Source organism: Saccharothrix coeruleofusca (genome assembly GCF_014648515.1).
Taxonomy (GTDB): domain Bacteria; phylum Actinomycetota; class Actinomycetes; order Mycobacteriales; family Pseudonocardiaceae; genus Actinosynnema; species Actinosynnema coeruleofuscum.
Map to the genome: position 1 here is coordinate 55,101 of NZ_BMRG01000002.1, position 18,544 is coordinate 73,644.

The 18,544-nt window shown below is 73.7% G+C and carries 20 protein-coding genes; 8 read left to right on the forward strand and 12 right to left on the reverse strand.

Going from position 1 to position 18,544, the window contains the following annotated elements:
* The coding region (locus IEZ00_RS36205) for an arginase family protein (RefSeq protein ID WP_506347057.1) at window positions 1–506 on the reverse strand (506 nt) is incomplete at its 3' end.
* A 137-nt stretch (window positions 507–643) separates the two neighbouring features.
* Between IEZ00_RS36205 and IEZ00_RS04835 the strand changes: the two genes are divergently transcribed.
* Complete coding sequence (locus IEZ00_RS04835) at window positions 644–1,279, forward strand: hypothetical protein (RefSeq protein ID WP_189221844.1); 636 nt, start codon at window positions 644–646, stop codon at window positions 1,277–1,279.
* A gap of 16 nt (window positions 1,280–1,295) precedes the next feature.
* Here IEZ00_RS04835 and IEZ00_RS04840 read toward each other — a convergent pair whose 3' ends face one another.
* Window positions 1,296–2,147: a sulfurtransferase gene (locus IEZ00_RS04840; RefSeq protein WP_189221845.1), complete on the reverse strand. Its 852-nt coding sequence runs from the start codon at window positions 2,145–2,147 to the stop codon at window positions 1,296–1,298.
* Window positions 2,148–2,246: 99 nt separating this feature from the next.
* On the opposite strand from IEZ00_RS04840, the gene IEZ00_RS04845 reads away from it, so the two are divergent.
* The 4 genes from IEZ00_RS04845 to IEZ00_RS04860 are packed head-to-tail and all read left to right on the forward strand — an operon-like array spanning window position 2,247 to window position 7,155.
* Window positions 2,247–2,939, forward strand: coding sequence for an iron-dependent transcriptional repressor DtxR (locus IEZ00_RS04845; protein WP_189221846.1), 693 nt, complete (start codon window positions 2,247–2,249; stop codon window positions 2,937–2,939).
* Window positions 2,936–4,114, forward strand: coding sequence for a galactokinase (gene galK / locus IEZ00_RS04850; protein ID WP_189221847.1), 1,179 nt, complete (start codon window positions 2,936–2,938; stop codon window positions 4,112–4,114). The genes IEZ00_RS04845 and galK overlap by 4 nt, the downstream gene beginning before the upstream one ends.
* Before the next feature lie 28 nt (window positions 4,115–4,142).
* Window positions 4,143–5,105: a UDP-glucose 4-epimerase GalE gene (gene galE, locus IEZ00_RS04855; protein WP_189221848.1), complete on the forward strand. Its 963-nt coding sequence runs from the start codon at window positions 4,143–4,145 to the stop codon at window positions 5,103–5,105.
* Between the two features lie 4 nt (window positions 5,106–5,109).
* A complete protein-coding gene (locus IEZ00_RS04860; RefSeq protein WP_189221849.1) occupies window positions 5,110–7,155 on the forward strand; it encodes a S9 family peptidase in 2,046 nt (681 codons plus the stop codon).
* 94 nt (window positions 7,156–7,249) lie between these two features.
* Here IEZ00_RS04860 and IEZ00_RS04865 read toward each other — a convergent pair whose 3' ends face one another.
* The 3 genes from IEZ00_RS04865 to IEZ00_RS04875 form a co-directional block, all read right to left on the reverse strand.
* Window positions 7,250–8,233, reverse strand: coding sequence for a DUF4192 domain-containing protein (locus IEZ00_RS04865; protein ID WP_189221850.1), 984 nt, complete (start codon window positions 8,231–8,233; stop codon window positions 7,250–7,252).
* Between the two features lie 176 nt (window positions 8,234–8,409).
* The gene (locus IEZ00_RS04870; RefSeq protein WP_189221851.1) at window positions 8,410–9,186 is read right to left on the reverse strand and encodes a M23 family metallopeptidase; all 777 of its coding nucleotides are present in this window, start codon (window positions 9,184–9,186) and stop codon (window positions 8,410–8,412) included.
* A gap of 91 nt (window positions 9,187–9,277) precedes the next feature.
* Window positions 9,278–11,134 (reverse strand): Xaa-Pro dipeptidyl-peptidase, encoded by a 1,857-nt coding sequence (locus tag IEZ00_RS04875; RefSeq protein ID WP_189221852.1) that lies wholly within the window; start codon window positions 11,132–11,134, stop codon window positions 9,278–9,280.
* 150 nt (window positions 11,135–11,284) lie between these two features.
* Between IEZ00_RS04875 and add the strand changes: the two genes are divergently transcribed.
* Together add and IEZ00_RS04885 are read left to right on the forward strand one after the other, a co-directional pair.
* On the forward strand, window positions 11,285–12,292 hold the full coding sequence (gene add, locus IEZ00_RS04880; protein ID WP_189221853.1) for an adenosine deaminase: 1,008 nt from the start codon (window positions 11,285–11,287) through the stop codon (window positions 12,290–12,292).
* A 42-nt stretch (window positions 12,293–12,334) separates the two neighbouring features.
* Window positions 12,335–13,564 (forward strand): 6-phospho-beta-glucosidase, encoded by a 1,230-nt coding sequence (locus IEZ00_RS04885; protein ID WP_189221854.1) that lies wholly within the window; start codon window positions 12,335–12,337, stop codon window positions 13,562–13,564.
* A gap of 3 nt (window positions 13,565–13,567) precedes the next feature.
* Here IEZ00_RS04885 and IEZ00_RS04890 read toward each other — a convergent pair whose 3' ends face one another.
* From IEZ00_RS04890 to IEZ00_RS04900, 3 genes are read right to left on the reverse strand one after another with little or no spacing between them, the layout of a single operon-like run.
* Window positions 13,568–14,203 carry an endonuclease V gene (locus IEZ00_RS04890; protein ID WP_189221855.1) on the reverse strand — a complete coding sequence of 212 codons (636 nt, stop codon included), beginning with the start codon at window positions 14,201–14,203 and terminating at the stop codon, window positions 13,568–13,570.
* Window positions 14,200–15,135, reverse strand: a complete 936-nt coding sequence (locus IEZ00_RS04895; RefSeq protein WP_189221856.1) for a DUF3500 domain-containing protein — start codon at window positions 15,133–15,135, stop codon at window positions 14,200–14,202. The genes IEZ00_RS04890 and IEZ00_RS04895 overlap by 4 nt, the downstream gene beginning before the upstream one ends.
* A gap of 50 nt (window positions 15,136–15,185) precedes the next feature.
* Window positions 15,186–15,842, reverse strand: coding sequence for a maleylpyruvate isomerase family mycothiol-dependent enzyme (locus IEZ00_RS04900; protein WP_189221857.1), 657 nt, complete (start codon window positions 15,840–15,842; stop codon window positions 15,186–15,188).
* 85 nt (window positions 15,843–15,927) lie between these two features.
* Between IEZ00_RS04900 and IEZ00_RS04905 the strand changes: the two genes are divergently transcribed.
* Window positions 15,928–16,461: a CGNR zinc finger domain-containing protein gene (locus IEZ00_RS04905; RefSeq protein ID WP_189221858.1), complete on the forward strand. Its 534-nt coding sequence runs from the start codon at window positions 15,928–15,930 to the stop codon at window positions 16,459–16,461.
* 168 nt (window positions 16,462–16,629) lie between these two features.
* On the opposite strand, the gene IEZ00_RS04910 is transcribed toward IEZ00_RS04905, so the two are convergent.
* The 4 genes from IEZ00_RS04910 to IEZ00_RS04925 all read right to left on the reverse strand — a co-directional run bounded on the left by IEZ00_RS04910 (window position 16,630) and on the right by IEZ00_RS04925 (window position 18,529).
* Window positions 16,630–17,058, reverse strand: a complete 429-nt coding sequence (locus IEZ00_RS04910) for a CBS domain-containing protein (protein WP_189221859.1) — start codon at window positions 17,056–17,058, stop codon at window positions 16,630–16,632.
* A gap of 137 nt (window positions 17,059–17,195) precedes the next feature.
* Window positions 17,196–17,369, reverse strand: coding sequence for a hypothetical protein (locus tag IEZ00_RS04915; protein ID WP_189221860.1), 174 nt, complete (start codon window positions 17,367–17,369; stop codon window positions 17,196–17,198).
* Between the two features lie 63 nt (window positions 17,370–17,432).
* Window positions 17,433–17,579 (reverse strand): hypothetical protein, encoded by a 147-nt coding sequence (locus tag IEZ00_RS04920; protein WP_189221861.1) that lies wholly within the window; start codon window positions 17,577–17,579, stop codon window positions 17,433–17,435.
* A gap of 272 nt (window positions 17,580–17,851) precedes the next feature.
* Complete coding sequence (locus IEZ00_RS04925) at window positions 17,852–18,529, reverse strand: EcsC family protein (RefSeq protein ID WP_189221862.1); 678 nt, start codon at window positions 18,527–18,529, stop codon at window positions 17,852–17,854.
* Between the last annotated feature and the right edge of the window lie 15 nt (window positions 18,530–18,544).

Sequence of the window (18,544 nt, forward strand, 5' to 3'; positions counted from 1 at the left end):
AAGCCGTTGTCCAGCAACCAGGAGATGGCCACGGCGCAGTCGTTGTAGACGCAGAACCCGGCGGCGTGGTCGCGCATCGCGTGGTGCAGCCCGCCCGCGATGTTCACCGCGCGGTCGACCGCGCCCGAGGCGATGGCCCGCGCCGCGGCCAGCGACCCGCCGACGACCAGCGCGGACGCCTCGTGCATCCGGTCGAACACCGGGTTGTCCGGGGTGCCGAGGCCGTGCCCGACGTCCCAGCCCGCGCTCGGCGCGGCCCGCACGGCGGACAGGTAGCCCGGCTCGTGCACCCGCTCGATCTCGGCGTCGTCGGCCCGCGCCGGCCGCACCAGCTCGACCCCGTCGAGCACCCCCAGCTCGGCGGCCAGCCGGACGGTCAGGTCCAGCCGGACCGGGTTGAGCGGGTGGTCCCCGCCCAGGTCGTAGCCGAGGAACGCCTCGTCCCAGACGACGGCGGCCTTGACCGCGGTGCGGACGGCGGGACTGGCGGCGGTGTTGGCGCCCATGCCCGCAACCTAACCCACGCGGTGGTAGGTCTCCGGGCGCAGCGCGCGTGAAGTGCGCTTAGAGTCTGCCGCGACAGCGGGTCGGGAAACGCCATTCGAAGATGGAACCCCGCTGGTCGGAACGGGGTCCAAGCGCCATGCAGCTGCGACGAGTCTCCACCCTGGCCGCCGTGACCGCGGTGCTGGCCCTCGGCCTGGGCGCCTGCGCCCAGCAGGTCGCGGGCAACCCGGTGGCGGCCAGGGAGTCCGCGGTCGACGAGCCCAGCCCCACCGGGAGCTCGGCCAAGGCGCCCACCAGGACTTCCGCGCGGCCCACCGGGGACTCCGCCGAGCAGCGGCCCACCACCAGCGCGAAGGGCTCCCCCACCGGCAGCGGGCAGCCCACCGGCGTCAAGATCACGCAGCGGAAGAAGACCACCGGCTTCGAGGACTGCGACATCCTCTCCCCCGAAGAGGTGGCCTCCACCATCGGCGCGCGGCAGGCGGGGCAGAAGGGCTGCGTGCAGATCACCGAGGACCCGTTCGTCGTCGTGCTGCTCATGGTGACCGTCGCCAACCACAACGACGCCGCCCGCCCGTTCGAGCTCGGCGGCAACACCGCCTACGAGATCGACGAGCAGGGCGACTGCACCGTCATGGTCATGCTCACCGACGACCCGAAGGCGATCACCCCGGCGCTGATCGCCACGGTGACCCCCGTCGAGGGGGCGGACACCTGCGACATCGCCCGCAAGCTGGTCACCAAGGCGTTCGAGAAGATCCCGAACGCCTGAGCTCGACCGGGCGGGCTCAGCCGGGCTGCGGTCCGGTGGCCACCGGTCGGTCGGGATCGACGCACCAGTGCGACCAGGAACCCGCGTACAGCGCGGCGGGCCGCTCCGGGGCGGTGACCCCGGCCACCTCCAGCGCCAGCACCACCGACGAGGCGGTGACGCCGGACCCGCAGTAGGCCCCGACCGGCCGGTCGGGGCGCACGCCCAGGCCCGCGAACCGCGCGGCCAGCCCCTCGGCGCCCAGCCACCGCCCGTCCGCGCCCACGTGCTCGGCCGAGGGCGCGTTCACCGCTCCGGGGATGTGGCCCGCGCGCGGATCGACCGGCTCGGTCTCGCCGCGGTAGCGCTGCGCCGCCCGCGCGTCCAGCAGCACACCGGTGCGCGCCAGCTCGGCCGCGCCCTCGGCGTCGAGCACCGGCATCCCGCCGGGGCGCACCTCCACGTCGCCCTCGACCGGCCGCGGCGGCTCCGCGGTGACCGGGCGGCCTTCCGCGGTCCACGCCGCGAACCCGCCGTCCAGCACCGCCACCTCCTCGTGGCCCGCCCAGCGCAGCAGCCACCAGACACGCGCCGCGACCGAGCCGTCACCGCTGTCGTAGGCCACCACCGGCCCGCCCCGGCGCACGCCCGCCGCGCGCAGGACGCGCCGCAGGCGCTCGGGGTCCGGCAGCGGGTGTCTGCCGCCCTCGCCGGGCGGGTCCGCGAGGTCCTGGTCCAGGTCCAGGTACACGGCGCCGGGGACGTGCGCGACCTCGTAATCTTGTCTGGCCGACGGGCCGCCCAGGCGCCAGCGGACGTCGAGCACGACCGGGGGCTCCGCGCCCGCGAGCGCGGAAGCGAGTGCTTCGGTGCTGATCAGTGGGTGCACCGCACCATCCTGCACCCAGGGCGGTCCACCGACCTGCTGATGGCCGGACGCGCCGTCGAACGGTGCGACTAGCATGAGGGCATACGAAGGGGAGCGGGTGTGAACGACCTCATCGACACCACGGAGATGTACCTCCGCACGATCTACGAGCTCGAAGAAGAGGGCGTGGTGCCCCTGCGCGCCCGCATCGCCGAGCGCCTCGGCCAGAGCGGCCCCACGGTCAGCCAGACCGTCGGCCGGATGGAGCGCGACGGCCTGGTCATCGTGGCCGACGACCGGCACCTGGAGCTGACCGAGCAGGGGCGCAGCCTGGCCGTCGCGGTGATGCGCAAGCACCGGCTCGCCGAGCGCCTCCTGGTCGACGTCATCGGCCTGGAGTGGGAGCACGTGCACAGCGAGGCGTGCCGCTGGGAGCACGTGATGAGCGAGGCCGTCGAGCGCAAGCTGGTCAAGCTGCTGGGCAACCCCACCACCTCCCCCTACGGCAACCCCATCCCCGGTCTGGACAAGCTCGGCGACGGCGAACCCGCCCCCGCCGCCGAAGCCGACCTGATCCGGGTGGACGAGGTGGCCCGGCGTGGCGGCGGTCGCGTCGAGGTGCGGCGCATCGCCGAGCACGTGCAGATGGACCCGGACCTGATGGCCGAGCTGAAGGCCGCGGGCGTGGTGCCCGGCGGGACGGTGGAGGTCGACTCGATGGCGGGCGCCAAGGTGATCCAGGTGCGCGGCAACGGCACCACCACCGAGCTGAGCCCGTCCGTCGCGCACGCCGTCCTGGTGCAGGCCCGGTGAGACCCGGCCACCGCGCCGCGGCCGCGTTCACCCAGCTCCACGGCACCGCCCCGGAGGGGGTCTGGTCCGCTCCCGGTCGGGTCAACCTGATCGGCGAGCACACCGATTACAACGACGGCTTCGTGCTGCCCTTCGCGCTGCCGCACCGCACCGCGGTGGCCGCCGCGGCGCGCGCGGACGGCCTGCTGCGGGTGGCCACCCTGGGCGCGGACGGCGAGCCCCAGCACGCCGAGCCGGTCGCCGTGGCCGACCTGGCGCCCGGCGCGGTCGAGGGCTGGGCCGCCTACCCCAGCGGCGTGGCCTGGGCGCTGCGCGAGGTGGGCGTCACCGGCGGGGCGGACCTGGTGATCGCGGGCGACGTGCCCGCGGGCGCGGGGCTGTCCTCCTCGCACGCGCTGGAGTGCGCGGTCGCGCTGGCCCTGCTGGGCCTGGCGGGCCGCTCCCCCGACGGCGGGCCCGGCTCGCCCACGCTGCCGGAGATCGCCCGGTGGGTGCAGCGCTCGGAGAACGACTTCGTCGGCGCGCCCACCGGTCTGCTGGACCAGACCGCGTCGCTGCGCTGCACCGAGGCGCACGTGCTGTTCCTGGACGTGCGCTCGGGCGAGGCCGAGCAAGTGCCCTTCGACGCCGCCGCGCGGGGGCTGGAGGTGCTGGTGATCGACACCCGCGCCAGCCACTCGCACACCGACGGCGGCTACGCCGCCCGGCGCGCGGGCTGCGAGGAGGCCGCGGACCTGCTGGGCGTGCCCGCGCTGCGGGACATCTCCGTCGACGGGCTGGGCGCGGCGCTGGAGAAGCTGCCGGAACGGCTGCGCCCGCTGGTGCGGCACGTGGTCACCGAGAACGACCGGGTGCTGCGCTCGGTGGAGCTGCTGCGCTCCGGTGAGCTGGCCGGGCTGGGACCGCTGCTGGACGCCTCGCACGCCAGCCTGCGCGACGACTACCGGGTCTCGGTGGACGAGCTGGACGTGGCGGTCGACGCGGCGGTGGCGGCGGGCGCGCTGGGCGCCCGGATGGTCGGCGGCGGCTTCGGCGGCTCGGCCATCGCGCTGGTGCCGGTGGAGCGCCACGACGAGGTCGTCCGGCGGGTGCTGCACGCCTACGCCGAACACGGCTGGACCAAGCCGCGGACCTTCACGGCCGTGCCCTCGGCGGGCGCGGGCCGGGACGAATGAGACAACCGACACGAAAGCGGGGAACACGGTGAAGCTGCTCGTCACGGGCGGTGCGGGGTACGTCGGCAGCGTGTGCGCGGCTCGGCTGGTCGAGTCGGGCCACGAGGTGGTCGTGCTCGACGACCTGTCCACCGGGCACGCCGACGCGGTCCCCGAGGGCGCCCGGTTCGTCGAAGGCGACATCAACGACGTGATCGACGAGGTGCTGGCCGACGGCTTCGACGGCGTGCTGCACTTCGCGGCCAAGTCGCTGGTCGGCGAGTCCATGGTGGACCCGGCCAAGTACTGGCAGGGCAACGTGGTCACCTCGCTGCGGCTGCTGGAGGCCATGCGCAGGCACGCCGTGCCGCGGCTGGTGTTCTCCTCCACCGCCGCCACCTACGGCGAGCCGGAGGAGGTGCCGATCGCGGAGACCTCCCCGACCCGGCCCACCAACACCTACGGCGCCACCAAGCTGGCCATCGACCACGCGATCACCTCCTACGCCGCCGCGCACGGCCTGGCCGCGGTCAGCCTGCGGTACTTCAACGTCGCGGGCGCCTACGGCAGGTACGGCGAGCGGCACACCACCGAGACCCACCTGATCCCGCTGGTGCTCCAGGTCGCGCTGGGGCAGCGCGAGCAGATCCAGGTCTACGGCGAGGACTGGCCGACCGAGGACGGCACCTGCGTGCGCGACTACATCCACGTGGTCGACCTGTCCGACGCGCACGCGCTGGCCCTGGAGCACGCCACCAAGGGCGAGCACCGCGTCTACAACCTGGGCAACGGCACCGGCTTCTCCGTCAAGCAGGTCATCGACGCCTGCCGCGAGGTCACCGGCCACCCGATCCCCGCCGCGGTCGCGCCCCGTCGGGCGGGCGACCCGGCCGTGCTGGTCGCCTCCAGCGAGCGCGCGCGCACCGAGCTGGGCTGGGCGCCCGAGCGGGTCGACCTGGCGGGCATCGTGCGCGACGCCTGGGAGTTCACCCGGTCCCGTCAGGAGGCGTGAGCGGATGACCGGCACAGCGGCGGACTTCGCGGACCTGTCCGCCTTCGCGGCCCTGCCCAGGCTCTCCTCGCTGGCGCTGTCCCCGGACGGCACCCGGCTGGTGACCGTCGTGGCGGGGCTGTCCCCGGACGGCAAGACCTGGCAGGGCTCGCTGTGGGAGGTCGACCCCAGCGGGCGGCGCCCGGCGCGGCGGCTGACCCGCTCGGCCAAGGGCGACTCCCACCCGGTGTTCACCCCCGACGGGGCGCTGCTGTTCCTGTCCGCCCGCCCGGACCAGGAGGCCAAGCCCGCCAACGGCAAGCCCAAGGACAAGACCGCGCTGTGGCTGCTGCCGCCCGCGGGCGAGGCGCGCGAGCTGTACCGGCCCTCGGGCGGCGTGGGGCGGTTCGCCGTGGCGCGCGAGGCGGGCACCGTGCTGCTGGTGGCGGACGCGCACCCCACCGCCGAGTTCGGCGAGCCGGACGAGGCGCTGCGCAAGGCGCGCGAGGACGCGGGCGTGACCGGCATCCTGCACGAGTCCTACCCCATCCGGTACTGGGACGCCGACCTGGGACCGACCTACCCCCGGCAGCTGGTCACCACCGGGCCGGTGGACGCCGACAGCGACCGCCTCGACCCGGCCGCCGGGCTGGTGGACCTCACCCCCGGCGCGGGCGGGCACGTGGGCTCCCAGTCCGCGATCAGCCCGGACGGCCGCTGGGTGGTGCACGTCGAGCGCGTCCCGGTCAGCGCCGCCTACGGCTCGCGGGTCCGGCTGCGGCTGCGCGGCGCGGACGGCGGCGTCGACCGGGTGCTGGCCGACCGCGAGGGCTACTCCTACAGCGAGCCGGTGTTCCTGCCGGACTCGTCGGGGATCGTGGCGATCGAGTCGTTCGACTCGACCTCGGACAGCCCGTGGCGCTGCGAGCTGGTGCGCATCGACCTGGAGTCGGGCGAGGTCACCGAGCTGACCCCGGACTTCCCCGAGGAGCCGGAGCACCCGGTGGTGAGCCCCACCGGCGACGCGGTGTACTTCACCAGCAGCCTGCGCGGCCACCAGCCGGTGTGGCGGCTGGACCTGTCCTCGGGCGAGGTGGTCCGGCTGACCGCCTCCGGCGCCTACACCGACGTGCTGGTGAGCCCGGACGGCGCGACTCTGTACGCACTGCGCGCCGCGGTGGACCACCCGCCGCAGCCGGTGCGGCTGGACGCGGCGGCGGCCGAGCAGGAGCCGGTGCGGCTGCCCGCCCCCGGCGCGGTGGAGTCGCTGCCCGGCACGCTGACCGAGGTCGAGACCACCGCGGAGGACGGCCGCGCGGTCCGCGCGTGGCTGGTGCTGCCCGACGGCTGCTCGGCCGAGCGGCCCGCGCCGCTGCTGCTGTGGGTGCACGGCGGCCCGGTGATGAGCTGGAACAGCTGGAGCTGGCGCTGGAACCCGTGGCTGATGGCCGCGCGGGGGTACGCGGTGCTGCTGCCCGACCCGGCGCTGTCGCTGGGCTACGGCCGCGACTTCGTGCGCGCCGGATGGGGGTCGTGGGGCGCCAAGCCGTACACCGACCTGATGGCGATCACCGACGTCGCCGAGCGCCGCGACGACATCGACGAGAGCCGCACGGCGGCGATGGGCGGCTCGTTCGGCGGCTACATGGCCAACTGGATCGCCACCCGGACCGACCGGTTCAAGGCCATCGTGACGCACGCGTCGCTGTGGAACCTGGACGCCTTCACCGGCACCACGGACGACTCGTACTACTGGCTGCGCGAGATGGGCGACCCGCTGACCCAGCAGGACCGGGTGCTGGCGAACTCCCCGCACCTGCGGGTCGCCGACATCAAGACGCCGATGCTGGTCATCCACGGCGACAAGGACTACCGGGTGCCCGTCGGCGAGGGGCAGCGGCTGTACTTCGACCTGGTGCGGCACGGCGTACCCGCGAAGTTCCTGTACTTCCCCACCGAGAACCACTGGATCCTCACCCCCGGCAACGCCAAGCTCTGGTACGAGACGATCTTCGCCTTCCTCGCGGAGCACGTGCTGGGCGAGCCCTGGCAGCGCCCCGATCTGCTGTGACGGCACAACTCCCACCCCAACGCTCAACTCGCGGTGCCTGAAGGCTCGGTTCGTGGTGCCCGACCGCGCGACTCGCGCGGTCGGGTGGCACCGCTCAGCACAACTCGCGGATGCGTTCGGGGGGTATGCCGGATTCCAGCGCGGTGCGCAGCAGGGTCGCCAGGCGGTGGCCGGGGTGCGCCTGCTGGGCCCGTTCCAGCGCCGCGGCGGCCAGCGCGCCCTCGCCCCTGAGGTAGGCGGAGAACGCCAGGAGGGTGGCGGGTTCGGCTCGCTCGGGCGGTGGGCAGGCCCTGGTCAGCTCGGTCCACAGGCGTTCGGCCCCGATCGCGTGCTCGCCCACCGCGTAGCTCAGGCTGGCGTCCCTGACCCAGGGGTCGGACAGGGCGTGGGCGAGCAGCACGACTTCTTCGTCCGTCAGCGGGGTCTTCCGGTCCGCCGCCGCGGTGACCGCCTGGTGGACCAGGGCGCGGCCGTGTCGTGCCGCGTCTCGCGGCGGCACCGCCTGCGACTCGGCCACCAGGCGGTCCAACGCCTCGGACCGGCGGGCCAGCACCTGCTCGGGTGCCGGGGCCAGCACTTGGACCATCGCGTCCCGGCTGGGGTAGGTGACGAAGCCCATGGCGGCGGAGGCCGCCGCCAGCGCGGTGCCCCTCGGGTCGGGGGTGGTGCCCGCGCTGCCCAGGTCCCAGTAGTCGAACCAGGGCGTGCCCTTCTCCGCGGCCTGCGTCCACACCGCGCAGGCCAGTCGGATGCCCACGGCGTCGAAGGCGGCGCCGAGGTGGGTGATCAGGTCCTCGCGCGGCAGCCGTTCCGGCGGGTCCGGTCGTGGTCCGCCGACGACGACCACCACCGCCGTGGCGCCGGCCTGCCTGGACAGCGCGGGCAGCAGCTGCTCGACCGCCCGGCGGGTGTGCTGGGGTGGTGGCAGGTCGGCGCGCAGGGTCATGGCCACCGCCGAGCCCTCCACCAGCACGACGACCACCGAGTCGCAGGGGTGGAAGCCGAGCAGGTGCGGGACCGCGGCGATCAGGTCGCCGGGATCGCGGAGCGGGGTGGTCAGCGGTGCGGGAGTCGTCATGGGGGCGACTCTGGACCGGCTCGACCGCGTAGTCACGGTCAAGATCCACAACTGTGGACAGGGGGACGGGCTGTGGATGGATCGGGTCGCTCGCACGGGTGAGGGCGACCGGGATTGTCGGGGGTGGGGGCTAAGGTGCCGCCCCCTCGCGGGGGCGGCGACCGCTCAGCCGCGCGTCAGCAGTCCGGCGCGACCTGGCCGTCCGAGCCCGTGTAGACGTAGGCGTCGGAGATGTAGCCGGGACCGATCTTGTCCCACAGCACGGTCGTGCCGTACTTGCCGGTGATGCTCTCGCCCTCGGCCTGGCAGCTGATCGTCACGGTCTCCCCGTCGGCCACCGCGCCCACGGCCGCGTACTGGGTGCCCGGACCCGAGCGTATGGTCACCCCGGTGCCGCTGTCGGTGCCCACCGTGCCGGTGAAGCCGGTGCCGGAGCAGGAGTTGCGGCTGGTGTAGCTGCGGGTGCCCCAGTAGTAGGCCGTCGTGCCGTTGAACTTCACCTTCTGGTCGGCGCCGTCGAGCAGCTGCTCGTAGTGCAGGTGCGCCCCGGTGGAGCCACCCGTGTTGCCGACGTCGCCGATGCGCTGGCCCAGCGCGACGGCTTGGCCGACCGACACCCGCTGCGCCGACAGGTGGGCGTACCTGGTCTTCCAGCCCCCGCCGTGGTCGATCTCGATCCACCGGCCGTAGCTGGTGGAGCCCTCGTTGGCCACCCGCGACACGGTGCCCGCCGCGGAGGCCACGACGGGGTCGCCCTCGTCGTTCGCGCGGTTGAAGTCCACCGAGTTGGCGGGCCGGTGGTTGGTGCGGGTCTGCCCCTCCCACACCTGGTTGCACGGGAAGGGGACCTGGAAGTTGGGGGCCGCCACGGCCTCGCCCTGCGCGACGGCGAGTCCGAGCAGCGGCGTGACCAGGGCGGAGACGAGCAGTGCGGCGCTCCTGGGTCGGGACATGTGCCACCTCCTTGGCTGGGTGCGGTGATCCGACCACACCCAGCCAGCGAAGTGGAATAGTCACCAACTCCAGTACTTCGTGAATTACTACCTAACCGATCGATTCCCGTAGTGAAGCGGCGCCACCGACTACGGGCAGCTCCACCGCGGTCCCGGTGAGGTCGATGGACAGCCCGGCACCCGGCTTCGGCCGCAGCGTGTAGTCGTAGTCGCTGGAGATCAGCACGAACTCCAGGCTGTGCCCGGCGGCCACGACGTAGTCCTGCGGCTCCAGCTCCACCTCGACCCGGTACCGCTCACCCGGCCGGATCGGCTTCGTGCGCGACGGGCTGACCCGGTTCTGCGGGTCGGTCCAGCCGCGCGTGATCACGTGGCTGCTCCCGTCCGGCGCGCGGTCGACCAGCAGCGCGGTCACGTTCGCCGCGGGCCGGTCGAACGAGATCGCCAGGTCGACCCGCGCGGTGCCGGACAGGCGCAGCGGGGTCGTGGCCGCGCGGGTGGCGTAGGACAGGCGGTTGCCGGAGCTGGGCAGGTCGGCCAGGGCTTCGGCGGTCTTCGACGAGTCGTCGCGCAGCGACTCCACCACCGGGCGCCCCGGCAGCTGCGACGTGCGCAGCGCGCCCTTGGCCGAACCGCCCGCCCACGGGAACAGCTCGGCCTTGGCGGTGCCCGGCGCGGGCCAGTCGGCCTCGTCGACCCACGAGCCGTCCTCGCGCTGGACGGTCGACTTCGGCTCGCGCTCGATGCCGTTGTCCACGCCGTACAGGTAGTGGCTGAACCAGCGGTTGAGGGTGCGCCGCCACTCCGGCGAGCGCAGCGTGTCCGGGTCGGTGTGGCCCGCCCGGTGCAGCCAGATCTTGTGCTCGACCCCGTTGCGCCGCAGCGCCTCGTACCACTGCGCCACGTGCTTGACCTTGACGTTCCAGTCGCTCAGGCCGTGGACGGCCAGCACCGAGGCGCGCACCTTGTGCGCGTCGTCGACGTAGTTGCGCTCGTCCCAGAACGGGCTGTAGTCGCCGGTGACCCGGTCCTGCTTGGCCGCGACCTCGGCGATGACCGGCTTGCAGATCTCCCGGTCCTCGCGCGTGTAGACGTACTCGGCGAGCACGTCGAGGTCCTCGCCCTGGAACGTGCCGGGCGCGACGACCGCGCCGTCCGCGCGGTAGTAGTCGTACCAGCTGGAGATCGCCGCGATGGGCACGATGGTCTCCAGGCCCCGCACGCCGGTCGAGGCCACGGCGTTGGGCAGGGTGCCGTTGTAGGACACGCCCATCATGCCGACCTTGCCGGTGCTCCAGGACGCCTTGACCGGGCTGCCCGCCGCGTCGCGGGCGGGCGCGCGGCCGTTGAGCCAGTCGATCACGGACTTGGAGCCGATGGTCTCGTTGCGTCCGCCCGAGGTGGGGCAGCCGGTGGACTTGCCGGTGCCCAGCGACTCGGCGTAGACCACGGCGAAGCCGCGCTCGATGAAGTACGCCTCGTAGCGGCCCGACGTGATCGGCCCCGCGTTGGGCCCGGCGGCCGAGCCCACGGCGGCGGCGATGCGCTCGTCGGCCTGCGCCTTGAGCACGGAGCCGTCGCGCCGGTCGTGCCCGCCGCGCTTGTTCGGCACGTACAGCTCCACGTCGACGTTGTGGTTGGCCACGTCGTTGCCGCCGGAGAAGTACGGGCTGTTGAAGAACACGACCGGGACCTTCAGGCCGCGGTCGGTCGCCTTCTGCCGGACCACCTCGGTGTAGACCTCGTCGTCGCGGCCGTCGCGGTCGCTGTCGACCGGCGCGCGCACCCACAGGCTCTCGCGCACCACGTCGGTCGCGCTGAAGACGGGCTGCGCCTCGCCGTCGGTGAACAGCGGGCCATCGGCCGCGGCTGAGGCCACGGCCGGGACGGCCCCCAACGGCAGTGTCACCAGAGCCGCCAGCGTCGCGGCTCTCCGAGCACCCTTCACAGGAACCCCCAAGATGCGTGGGACAGGTCTGCTGACCCTCTCCGCCCGTCACGGGCCTGTCAAGGACGACCCAAGTCCACAGTGGACCGATGGGAACCCGACGACCGGCGCTTGACCAGGGCGCACCGGGTGTGCAGACTTCCCGCCGCCATGCGTTCCTTCATCGCCGAGCTGCCCAAGGTCGAGCTGCACGTGCACCTCGTCGGGTCGGCCTCCCCCGCCACCGTCCTCGCCCTCGCCCGCAGGCACCCCGACGGGGGCGTGCCCACCGACGAGGCCGAGCTGCTGGAGTTCTACGAGTTCACCGGCTTCGACCACTTCATCGACGTCTACGCCAAGGTCAGCGACCTGGTGACCACCGGTGACGACGTGGCCGCGCTGGTGCTGGGCCTGGCCGAGGACCTGGCCCGCAACGCCGTGCGGTACGCCGAGGTGACGGTGACCGCGACCAGCCACCTGCGGGCGGGTATCGCGCCGGACGAGCTGGACGAGGCGCTGGAGCGCAGCCGCGCCCGCGCCCGCGTCGAACACGGCGTGGAGCTGGCCTGGGTGTTCGACGTGCCCGGCGTGTGGGACCGCGACGCCGGGATGACCAGCGCCATCTACGCCACCCGGCACCGGCCCGCGGGCACGGTCGGGTTCGGCCTGGGCGGGCTGGAGTCCGACGCGCCGCGCGCGGCGTTCCGGCGGGCGTTCGCGCTGGCCCGCGAGGCGGGGCTGCACTGCGTGCCGCACGCCGGGGAGACCACCGGGCCGGAGGAGATCTGGGCCGCCCTGACCGAACTGGGCGCGGAGCGCGTCGGGCACGGCACCAGCGCGGTGCGCGACCCGGCGCTGCTGCGCCACCTGGCCGAGCGGGGCATCGCGCTGGAGGTGTGCCCGACCTCGAACGTGCGCACCGGGGCGGTCCGGTCCCTGGCCGAGCACCCGCTGCCCCGGCTGCTGGAGGCCGGGGTGCCGGTGACGCTGGCCACCGACGACCCCGGCATGTTCCACACCGACCTCAACGGCGAGTACCTGCTGTGCCACGAGCAGTTCGGCCTCGGCCGCGCGGAGCTGGCCGACCTGGCCCGTGCCGGGGTGCGCGCCAGTTTCGCCCCCGACGAGCTCAAGGCCAAGATCCTCGCCGAGATCGACGCGGTGGCCGAAGGGACCTGACTCAGCGCGACCGGACGGGGTGGCCGGTGCAGGATGGGGCGCATGAGGCTGGTGATCCTGGGCGGGGGCGGGTTCCGCGTCCCGCTGGTGCACAAAGCGCTGGTCGGCGACGGGCGCGTGGACGAGCTGGTGTTGCACGACGTCGACGGGCACCGGCTCGCCGCCATCCGCGCGGTGCTGCGCGGCGGCCCGCGCGTCACCGCCACCACGGACCTGGAGGAGGCGCTGCGCGGCGCGGACTTCGTGTTCTCCGCGATCCGCGTCGGCGGGCTGGCCGGGCGCGCGGTGGACGAGGAGGTCGCGCACGCGCACGGCGTGCTGGGCCAGGAGACCGTGGGCGCGGGCGGCATCGCCTACGGGCTGCGGACCGTCCCGGTCGCGCGGCGCATCGCCCGGCGGGTCGCCGAGATCGCGCCGCAGGCGTGGGTCATCAACTTCACCAACCCGGCGGGCCTGGTCACCGAGGCCATGGCCGAGCACCTGGGCGAGCGGGTCATCGGCATCTGCGACTCGCCGGTGGGCCTGTGCCGCCGGGTCGCGCACGCGCTCGGCGCGTCGGGGGCGGAGTTCGACTACGCGGGCCTGAACCACCTGGGCTGGCTGCAGGCGGTGCGCGTCGACGGGGTGGACCTGCTGCCGCGCCTGCTGGCCGACCCGGAGAAGCTGGGGTTCGAGGAGGGCAGGCTGTTCGGCGCCGAGTGGTTGCGGGCGTTGGGGATGATCCCCAACGAGTACCTGCACTACTACTACGCCACCAGGGAGGCGATGGGCGGCGACCGCGGCGCTTTCCTGCTGCGCCAGCAGGAGGCGTTCTACAACGGCTCGGTCGACTGGGAGACCACCCGCCTGGAGCGGGAGGCCACCTACATGGCGCACGACCGGGAGGGCGAGCGCGATTCGCTGGAGGGCGGCGGTTACGAGCACGTCGCCCTGGCGCTGATGCACGCCATCGCCGACGACGAGCGGACGACGCTGATCCTCAACGTGCGCAACGGCGCCACGCTGCCCCACCTGGACGGCGACGCGGTGGTCGAGGTGCCGTGCGAGGTGGACGCGCGCGGCCCCCGGCCGCTGCCGGTGAGCCCGCTGCCCGACCACGCCGCCGGTCTGGTCACCTCGGTCAAGGCGGTCGACCGGCTGGTGCTGGAGGGCAGCCGGACCGCCGCGCTGAAGGCGTTCGCGCTGCACCCGCTGGTGGACTCGGTGTCGGTCGCGCGGAGCCTGCTCGAGGCCTACCTCTCCCGGCACCCCGAGCTGGCCTACTTGAGCTGACGCCTACTCGAGCTGACGCCGCCCCAGCGCGTCGGCGCGCCTGGTCGTCTCCGGCAGCCGGAAGTCCGCGCACAGCCGCAGCACCTCGGCGCACGCCCGGTCGAGGTCGACGAGGTGGCCGACGGAGACGAACACCGGCTTGACGCCCGCGCGGGTGCGCAGCGCCCGGCCGACCACCTCGCCGCCGTCCACCAGGTCGGTGCTCGCGCCGCGCTCCGGGCCGGGCGGGTCGAACCGGCCCATCGGCGTCTTGGCCACCCCGACGCTGGGCAGGCCGGTCACCACGCCGAGGTGGCAGGCCAGGCCGAAGCGGCGCGGGTGCGCCAGGCCCTGGCCGTCGCACACCAGCAGGTCCGGCGTGACGTCCAGCCGCTCCAGCGCCCGCAGCAGCGGCGGCAGCTCGCGGAACGCGAACAGCCCCGGCAGGTAGGGGAACTCGGCCCGGCCGAGCACCACCGCGGTGTCCACCGTCTCCAGCGTCGTCGCGTCCAGCACCACCACGGCCGCGGCCAGCCGGTCGTCGGCCGCGTAGCCCACGTCCAGCCCGGCGGCGTAGCGCACGTCCAGGTCGGGGTCGGCGACCGGGCGGACCAGCGGGCGCAGCCGCTCCTGCTCGGCGACGGCCTCCTCCGGCGTCACCCGTGCTCCACCGAGGCGCGGTGGGCGGCCAGCAGGTCCTCGCCGAAGTCGCCGGACCGCCTGCGCCACACGGTGTGCGCGTGGTTGGCGCCGTTGGCCGTGTTGTCGTACTCGATCAGCAGCTCGGGGCCCTGGACTCGGTAGTAGTGGCCCTCGCCGCGCTCGGTCGAGCCCTCCCAGGAGAAGTGCAGCCGGTCCTGGTCCAGCGCCGCGAACTCCTCGTCGGCCAGGTCGCCGCGCAGCCGGTCGCAGTAGTAGCGCACCAGCGCGAGCAGCGCCTCCCGCGCGCCGCGATCGAGCTGCGCTGATGTGACGCCTCGCGGCTCGACGTCCCGCACGCGCGGCGCGTTGCGGGTGTAGAGGTCCGACGGGGGCGTGTCGGCGACGATCGCGTGGCGGCGGCCCGCCCGCCCCATCCGCTCCAGCAGCTCCCTGGCCAGCTCCTCCTCCAGCCGCAGCGGGTGGAGCACGGTCCGGCCGAGGTAGGCGGTGCGGGCCGGGTTCGCGCCCAGGAACAGCGGGGTGGCCGACACGCGCCCGTCGGCCACCACCACGCTCACCGACAGGTGGTGGCCCTCGACCCGCCAGCCCCACGGCGCGTCGTCGCCGGGCTCGCCGAACAGCACCGCCCAGTAGTCGCCCTGGTGCCTGTCGCGCCTGCCGCCCTCCCGGTCGTCGAGCACGTCCTCCAGCGCCATCACCGCCGCGGCCTGCGCGTAGGCGTGCGGGCTGAGCACGCTGGACAGCAGCCGGTGCGCGGCCTTGCGCTGGTCGCGGCGCAGCCCGCCGAGCGGCACGCCGGGGCGCTGCCCCGGCGTGTACGCCCAGCGCCTGCGCAGGTCGCCGTCCACCGCGCGCACCGCGGTCTCACGCTGCCCCTCGTCGAGCAGGGCGAGGAAACCGCGCGCGGCCTCGGTGATCTCGTGCGGCACCACTTGAACCTATACGCCCGCGGTCCGCGCCGTAGCGGGTCGGGACGAGTTCACGGCCACGGCTTCAGCTCCGGCTTCGGGCCGCTGATCGGTCCCGCGTACTCCCGACCCGCGAGCCACGCGGTGAGGTCGGTCAGCGCGCCGCTCAGCTCCACGTGCTCACCCTCGCCGAAGGTCCACTCGCGATCGTGGTCGGTCGCCGCGAGCGTGAGCCGCACCCCGTCGGGCACGCGCGCGGCGAGGAAGTCCAGGGCGTGCTCGCAGAACTCCGGTGACCACGCGAACGGACCGAGGTCGAGGTCCCTGGCGTGGATCTCGACCTCGCGCCACAGCGCGAGAGCGGTGTCGCGCAGGGTTCCCGAGCGGTAGGTGACCGGACTGTCCCAGTCGGACACACCGGCCCACGCGGCGGTCAGCCGTGCCACGGCGGCGGCGATCGCGGCGCGGTGCTCGTCGGCCGTGCGCCCCGCGTTGGCCTCGATGTCGGCGTTGCGACCGGGGCGACCCCCGTCGTAGACCTCGATCAGCTCGCCCTCGTGCTCGGCTTGGCGGGCCATCGCGTCGGTGGCGCCCGCGAGGTGGGCCAGCACGTGCCCCCTGCTCCAGCCGGGCAGCGCGGACGGCCGCGCGACCTGCGCGTCGGTCACCGGCTCGATCAGCGCGGCCAGCCTGCGGTGGGCGTCCAGCACCCGCTCCGCGATCGTCACAGCTCCCCCTAATGACTTTGCTCATTCAACCCGTTAGGCAGCAACTTAACGGGGAGATCGCAGGAAGTCCATTACAGTGGCGGAGGTGAACACGGCACTGGAGTTCGCCGCCACCGTCCACGGCGACGGGCGCGGCGGGCTCTCCGACGAGCTGGCCACACCGGGCGGACTCGCCCGCTGGACCGGTTCGACGGCGCCCGACGAGGCCCTGCGGCGGCGTCTGGTGGAGCTGCGCTGGGCGGTGCGGGCGCTGTTCGCCCACGCCACGCGCGCCCAGCAGCGGCTGGACACGCCCCGGCTGCCGGACCTGGACACGGCGTTGCGCCTGGTCAACGAGGCCGCCGCGCGCGTGCCCTCGGCCGTCCAGCTGGACTGGCACGACGGCGAGCCGCGAGTGCGCAGGATCGACTCGGCCGACGAGGGCGACCGGCTGCTGGCGTCGCTGGCCACGGCCGCGATCGAGTTCCTGGCGAGCGGGGAGCGCTCCGGGCTGCGCGCGTGCCCCGCTCCCAGGTGCGTGCGGTACTTCGTCAAAGCGCACCCGCAACAGCAGTGGTGCAAACCCTCGTGCGGCAACCGCGCCAGGGTCAGCAGGCACTACCACCGCACCCACCCCTAGCGCCTGCAAGTACTACCCGACGCGGCGGATGGGGCTGATAACCACTACCCGGCGTCACCTGCGCTGCCTCCCTCGTGCCCAACGCACGACAACCGCCCCCAGCGCTCGGGTCGTCGGGTGGTAGTTATGGGTCCCTGCGGAGGGGGCGGGTAGTACTTGCAGGCGCGGTCAGCCCTGGGCGATGTAGGCGGTGAGCTGGTCCTGGTCCTCCTCCAGCTGGCTGATCCGGCTCTTCACCACGTCGCCGATGCTGACGATGCCCACCAGTTCGCCGTCGGAGACCACCGGCACGTGCCGGATGCGCCGCTCGGTCATCAGCACCGTCAGGCTGTCCACCGAGTCCTGCGGCCCGCAGGTGAGCACCCCGGTGGTCATGATCTCCGCGACCCTGGCGGTCAGCAGGTCCGCGCCCCGGTCGTGCAGCCTGCGCACCACGTCGCGCTCGGACACGATGCCCGCGATCCCGTCCTGACCCAGCACGACCAGCGCCCCGACGTTGTGCTCGGCCAGCGCCGCGACCAGTTCGGCCACCGTCGCGTCGGCCCCGACCGTCGCGACGGCCGTGCCCTTGGTGCGCAACACGTCCGTGATCCTCATGTGGTGCCTCCCGATCTCCGGCCAGATCCGGCGGTACCCGACCACGCTAGTTCTCGGCGGCCCCTGCGCGGGAGGAGCCTGCCCCGATGAGAGCAGCCCGCCCGACGAGGTCGGACGGGCTGCTCGGGGTGCCGCGCTCAGCCGCCGGTGCGGCGGAACACGCGCTTGCCGACGAAGTTCGACTGGTGCGGAACGCCCAGCGCCTTCTGCACACCGGCGTTCTTCTTGCCGTGACCGCGGCGTTCGCGGCGGTTGGGAACGACCTCGGGCTCCTGCTGGTCGTTGGCTTCGGGGGTGTTCTGGTCGGTCATCGGTGCCTCCTGGTGCTCTTCGACGGGTGCTCTTCAGCGGGGTGCTCTTCAGCGGGGTGCGCTTCAGCGACGCCGCATGGCGTACTGGCGCGGGTTGACCACGACGCGCCCGCCGCCGAAGCGCGGCTGGACGGCGCCCGGCTTCCCGGCGCGGCGCTCGCGCCGGTTGCCGGGCTGGGGCTCGGACGGGTCGGAAAAGGGCGTGCGCATACGACCGCCTCCTCGTGTTCGAGGCGTGCAAAGGAGTGCGACCCGCGTGAGGGGTCGTCGACAGTGCCCGCGAGGGCATCCGGGAGAAGGCGCGCGGCTCAGCGAGGCCGTCGGCGCGGTGGAGGAAGAAGTCCTCAGTTGAAGAACATGGCCGAGACGTTAGCGTGCGCCCCGGTCGTTGCCAACTGATTTATCGAGGCCCTCGTCCGGGCCGGTGCGGCACCGCTCGTGATCGACCGGCTGGACGTGGAAGCTCACCCGGAAGGCTGGTTTCAGCTCTCGATGATCTTGCCGTCGACCACCAGCGGCGGGTCGGCGCGGTCGGTGAAGAACCGCTGCGCGAACGCCCCCACCGCCCTGGTGGCGACCGCGTCGAAGCCGCCGCCGATGACCCCGCCCACGATCGGCACGCCCTTGGCCAGGGTGACCGTCGCCCGCGCGGTGCCGTGCTTGGCCAGCAGGGTGAACCCGACCCGCCGGTTGATCTCCCGGATCAGCTGCGCGGGGATGCGCTCGACCAGCCGCATGGTCAGCTTGGCGCCCACCTTCACCCCCGCCTTCTTCACCAGCTCGGCACCCGCGTTGCCCAGCAGGCACACCAGGATCGCCAGCTGCACCTCCTCGCTGTCCAGGTCGTAGCCCTGCACGGCGGCGATGGAGGCGATCAGGTGGGTCTGCACCAGGTAGGACGCGGTGATGTTGGCGGGTAGCGTCACCGGGAGGGTGACCAGGCCACCCAGGTTGGTGACGAAGCCCTGCGCGCCCGCCGCCGCCACGTGGTTGCGGATGAGCAGCTTGATCGCCTGCTCGCGGGTGCCCCCCTTGTCCACGGCGTCCTCGGCGGAGCGCCGCGCGCCCTTGAACGGTCCGAAACCGTCGATGCCGAGCCGGAGCAACTGGTCCACCATGCCCTGCTGGGCCTTGGCAAGGGTGCCGGGTTCCTCGACCATGCCCCGAGGTTACGC

Coding starts and splice junctions, on each gene's coding strand:
- IEZ00_RS04870 (WP_189221851.1), bottom strand. CDS start 9,186: ATGTCCCGACCCAGGAGCGCCGCACTGCTCGTCTCCGCCCTGGTCACG.
- IEZ00_RS04915 (WP_189221860.1), bottom strand. CDS start 17,369: ATGACCGACCAGAACACCCCCGAAGCCAACGACCAGCAGGAGCCCGAG.
- IEZ00_RS04865 (WP_189221850.1), bottom strand. CDS start 8,233: ATGACGACTCCCGCACCGCTGACCACCCCGCTCCGCGATCCCGGCGAC.
- IEZ00_RS04910 (WP_189221859.1), bottom strand. CDS start 17,058: ATGAGGATCACGGACGTGTTGCGCACCAAGGGCACGGCCGTCGCGACG.
- IEZ00_RS04885 (WP_189221854.1), top strand. CDS start 12,335: ATGAGGCTGGTGATCCTGGGCGGGGGCGGGTTCCGCGTCCCGCTGGTG.
- IEZ00_RS04920 (WP_189221861.1), bottom strand. CDS start 17,579: ATGCGCACGCCCTTTTCCGACCCGTCCGAGCCCCAGCCCGGCAACCGG.
- IEZ00_RS04835 (WP_189221844.1), top strand. CDS start 644: ATGCAGCTGCGACGAGTCTCCACCCTGGCCGCCGTGACCGCGGTGCTG.
- IEZ00_RS04925 (WP_189221862.1), bottom strand. CDS start 18,529: ATGGTCGAGGAACCCGGCACCCTTGCCAAGGCCCAGCAGGGCATGGTG.
- add (WP_189221853.1), top strand. CDS start 11,285: ATGCGTTCCTTCATCGCCGAGCTGCCCAAGGTCGAGCTGCACGTGCAC.
- IEZ00_RS04860 (WP_189221849.1), top strand. CDS start 5,110: ATGACCGGCACAGCGGCGGACTTCGCGGACCTGTCCGCCTTCGCGGCC.